A 4,210-nucleotide genomic window follows, 5' to 3' on the forward strand; every position below is an offset into this window, starting at 1 on the left:
AGGAAACTGGCGATACCATGCTTTTGCCAGAGCCTTATCTTCTTTGACAGCATCGTGAAGGTGGGTGCATACCTGTTGTAAACGGTGAATATCCCGAAGCTTCAGATAGCGAAAAATAATGGAAAAAGGTAGTGGGGATAAATCCAGCAATGAAGTTTTTTCATTATCAGCTACAGCGATGGCTCTGCCTGCACTGATGCCTGTTAGTGTTGCCGATTGAGCTGGTATTTTGGGTATTGGGTGTGGATCTGCAATACCGGGGTGATTATTTAGTCCATCCATGCCTGGTTCTCCGAAAGTTAGCATTTATCTTTGATTAGAAATCACTGACAAAAAAAGATGCGGTGAATTAGAGTCAGTTTCGGAATAAAAGTTCATAACCCATTGTTGTGAGTGCTAACAGGATGTCTGCGTTTCAGTACCTGCAGAGTGGCGTCACTCAGTGACAGCAAACAATGAGTCACTGCTCTGTAGCTCAGTGATTTTCACCGTACCATATTTACTGGCAGTCACCACATGGCTGCCATCGGCACTGAAGGTGGCTGAAAAGACCGCGTCATCATGGGAAATGCTGCCTTTTTCTAACCATGATCCATCGGTTCTTTGACCAATGATTTTCGAGGTTCCGTCTAAGCTGGCAGTCACCACATGGCGATCATCGGGGCTGAAAGTGGCTGATTGAATTCCACACTTATGATAAATGGTGACTTTTTTTTCCCATGATCCTTTGCTTGTCTGGCCATAGATTTTCACACTGCCATCCTGGCTGGCAATCAACACGTGGCGGCTATCGGCGCTGAAGATGGAAACGGTGAATATCCCGAAGCTTCAAATAGCGAAAAATAATGGAAAAGGGTAATGGAGATAAATCCAGCAATGAAGGTTTTTCCTTATTAACTAAAGCGATGGTTCTACCTGCACTGATGCCCGTTGGTGTTATTGATTGAGTGGCTATAGTGGTTATTGGGTGTTGACCTGCAATACCGCAGTTATTATTCAGTCCATCCATGCCTGGTTCTCCGAAAGTTAGATTTATCCATGATTAGAAAGCACATACAAAAAAAGATGCGATGAATTAGAGTTCGTTTTGACATAAAAGTTCATAGCGTGTTGTTAAGTACAACTAACAATAACAGGATGAACCCGCCCCCCAGGGGATGGTCTTGTAATAGCTCTTGTTGATGATGGCCGCTGATGTCCATTAAGTTTTACATTGCCTGCAGGCTATCGGGTAGCAAGACTTAATAAAGCCGCTATTATTCCCTTATCTGAATGGATCTTAGGAATATATTTAATGACCGTCCCGAGTCGAACTGAGCCAGAATGTTGTTCTGGCTCAGTTGGTTTTCAATTCTTCATTGCTCACTGCCTGTGCTTTGTTGTTTTTTTTCTGGTAATAATGCCAGCATTTGCTGTTACCCCGACCAATGCAGAGCTGGCTTTGCTTGGCACTGCCCTGGGGGATTATAAGGGAACAGTCCGGTATGGCAACGGTGCAGCCAGGCGTGGGCTATTTACCGATGATACACATAAAGCGGCTGCGATCTATAAGTTCTTTTTGGACTATTACCAAAGCTCTGGTCGCACTAATAAAAAGCACCAAAGAAAGGATAAAGGTGCACAAATTGATGTTGTCAGGCTGGCTAAGTATCAGTGTTTTTTTGCATTTCCTGATGGGCAGCGTTTTCGTTTAAAAATGGAAGATCCGATTAATGTGGAGTTAAGCGACTACGGTGCTTTTCACTCACGGTTGTTAAAAACATTCTTTCAGGGATTCAGGAATGGCACTATAACAACCAGGGATCAGGTTCTGGGTTTTTCCGGTCAGAGTTTTCGTACAAGGTCAGGAAAGGCGGAAGGCTCTTCTGGTAATGGCGGCTGCATGGGCATTGCTACGATTGTGGCTATCCTTGATCATGATCCGTTTATCAGTGACGAGGATTTTGTCAGTCGGGTTCGGCAGACAGTTCAGGTCAGTCATAACCATGAGCAGGCCATGCAGGCTGCTGTCGTTATTGCCCTTGCTGCAAGAGTCATGATCGAAGATCGTGATGTAAGGACTGCAAACAGGGATCTGGCTAAAATAACTTTTCAGCGCATTTATAGACATGTCACCGAACCAGAAGTTCTGAAATGCCTGAGGATTATTGAGCAACAGATCCAGCAAAACACGTATACTCGCAACCCTGATCATGGAGAGGTTATGGCTGAGTTAAATCGCCTGATGCCTTCCAGTTCCGGTGCGGAGCGATCTCGTAAAAAAACGGGTGACAAAAAGCTCAGAGGAACCTGGGCTCCCAGTTCTGCAGCGGCCGTTTTGTATTTTCTGTTTACCGGTGACGGAACCCAGAATTCGTTGCTGCAGCAGGTAGCAGAATTTACCATCGACCAGGATACGGTTGGGGCAATGTTAATGGCACTCAGTGCTTTGCAGGAGGGTGGTTTCAGGCGAAGCGAGTTTGGTTCGGAGCCGGAGCTGAAACAGTTACAGGCGTTACTTGACGATTTGCCGGAGTGGGTAGCTATAAACCCCAATGCTGTGGATTATCTGGTAGATGATGAGGATGAAAGTGAGGGCGGCACGTGTAATTGTGCCTGCGGGAGCCAGTCAATGTGAATTAAACATTGCTTTCCGGCGATCTTTTCAAAGTTAGGCTCACAACGGGTTGTTCACGGTAACCAACGAAACTGGTCTCTGATTCGGGAAAATGACCGATAAGTTTCTGACTTTTAATACAGGCTGAATAGCGTTACTCAGTGACAGCAAACAATGAATCACTAACCTGTAACTCAGTAACCTTCACTATACCGTCGTCACTGGCGGTTACCACATGGCTGCCATCGGCGCTGAAGGTAGCTGATAAGACCTTGCCTTTATGGGAAATGCTGGCTTTCTCTAACCATGACCCATCGTCTTGCTGACCGATGATTTTGGCCGTTCTGTCCATGCTGGCAGTTACCACATGGCGGCCATCAGGGCTGAAGGTGGCTGATAGAACCCAATACTTATGATAAATGATGACTTTTTCTTTCCACGATCCATTAGCTGTGTGGCTATATATTTTTGCAGTGCCATCCCGGCTGGCGGTCACCACGAAGCGGCTATCCGGGCTGAACCTGGCTGAATTGACAGCACCACTATGAGAGATGGTGCCTTTTTTTTCCCATGATCCGTCCGTCTTCTGGCCATATACTTTCGCACTAAAATCCATACTGGCTGTTACTACATGGCATCCATCGGGGCTGAAGCTGGCTGAAATAACAGCGTCATTATGGGGAATGGTTCCGGTATTTTTCCATGAACCATCCGTTTGCTGGCAATAGATTTTCGCCCTGTTCTCGTAACTGGCGGTGACCACATAGCGGCCATCGGTGCTAAAGTTGGCTGATTCAACAGACTTATTATGTGTAAGGGTAGCTGTTAGTTTCCATGATCCATCGGTCTTCTGGCTATGGATTTTCGCTGTCGCATCCAAACCGGCGGTTACGACATGATGGCCATCGGTGCTGAAGCTGGCTGAGTAGACACTGTACTCATTGGAAATGATGGCTTTTTGTTTCCATGTGTCATCGCGTCCCAAGCCATATATTTTCGCAGTGCCATCCCAGCTGGCGGTCACCACATATTCGCCATCGAGGCTGAAAATGGCTGATGCGACTGGGTTGTCATGGGGAATAATGGTTTTTTTTACCCATGATCCATCGGTCTTGATGCTGTAGATTTTCGCTGGTTCATAGACGCAAGCGGTTACCAGATGACGGCCATCGGCACTGAGGGCGGCTGAGTTAACTCGCGTATTTTCATTAATGATGGCTTTTGTGACTAATTTAAAAGTATTGCACCCAGACATCAGCTTAGTCTTGGTGAAATACAATACAGCAGGTACATGAACACTACAATGTCGGCGCTCCATCAGTGAGTCGATTAACGCCTTATCATTCGTGAATGACTTCAACCAATCATGGAGTTGATTCTCATTTTTTGTAGTGATAGTCATCCTAAGTTGATACTGGTGTGGAGAAGAAAACTGGTGATACCATGCTTTTGCCAGGGCGTTATCTTTTTTGACAGCGGCGTGAAGGTAGGTACATGTCAGTTCTAAACTGCGAATATCTCGAAGTTTCAAATAGCTAAAAATCATGGAAAGTGATAACGAGGATAAGTCCCGTAATGATGTATTTTTCTTTTTTTCCTTGTCAGCTACAGTGA

At 45.7% G+C, this 4,210-nt stretch carries 5 protein-coding genes; 1 reads left to right on the forward strand and 4 read right to left on the reverse strand.

Annotated elements, in window-relative coordinates; all coding sequences use genetic code 11:
* The 3 genes from KDK16_RS07655 to KDK16_RS07665 form a co-directional block, all read right to left on the reverse strand.
* Positions 1-282: F-box protein (locus KDK16_RS07655; RefSeq protein ID WP_257275418.1), on the reverse strand; the 282-nt coding region annotated here is incomplete at its 3' end.
* A gap of 153 nt (positions 283-435) precedes the next feature.
* Positions 436-780: a WD40 repeat domain-containing protein gene (locus KDK16_RS07660; RefSeq protein WP_257275419.1), complete on the reverse strand. Its 345-nt coding sequence runs from the start codon at positions 778-780 to the stop codon at positions 436-438.
* A 7-nt stretch (positions 781-787) separates the two neighbouring features.
* A complete protein-coding gene (locus tag KDK16_RS07665; protein WP_257275421.1) occupies positions 788-1,009 on the reverse strand; it encodes a hypothetical protein in 222 nt (73 codons plus the stop codon).
* A 390-nt stretch (positions 1,010-1,399) separates the two neighbouring features.
* Here KDK16_RS07665 and KDK16_RS07670 point away from each other — a divergent pair, with 390 nt between their 5' ends.
* Positions 1,400-2,617, forward strand: a complete 1,218-nt coding sequence (locus KDK16_RS07670; RefSeq protein WP_257275422.1) for an ADP-ribosylglycohydrolase family protein — start codon at positions 1,400-1,402, stop codon at positions 2,615-2,617.
* A 133-nt stretch (positions 2,618-2,750) separates the two neighbouring features.
* Here the strand turns inward: KDK16_RS07670 and KDK16_RS07675 are convergent.
* The coding region (locus tag KDK16_RS07675) for an F-box/WD40 repeat-containing protein (RefSeq protein WP_257275423.1) at positions 2,751-4,210 on the reverse strand (1,460 nt) is incomplete at its 5' end.

The organism is Endozoicomonas sp. SESOKO4, assembly GCF_024606275.1.

Excerpts from the sequence above, each read along its gene's own strand:
- KDK16_RS07665 (WP_257275421.1), bottom strand. The coding sequence starts at position 1,009 with ATGGATGGACTGAATAATAACTGCGGTATTGCAGGTCAACACCCAATA.
- KDK16_RS07670 (WP_257275422.1), top strand. The coding sequence starts at position 1,400 with ATGCCAGCATTTGCTGTTACCCCGACCAATGCAGAGCTGGCTTTGCTT.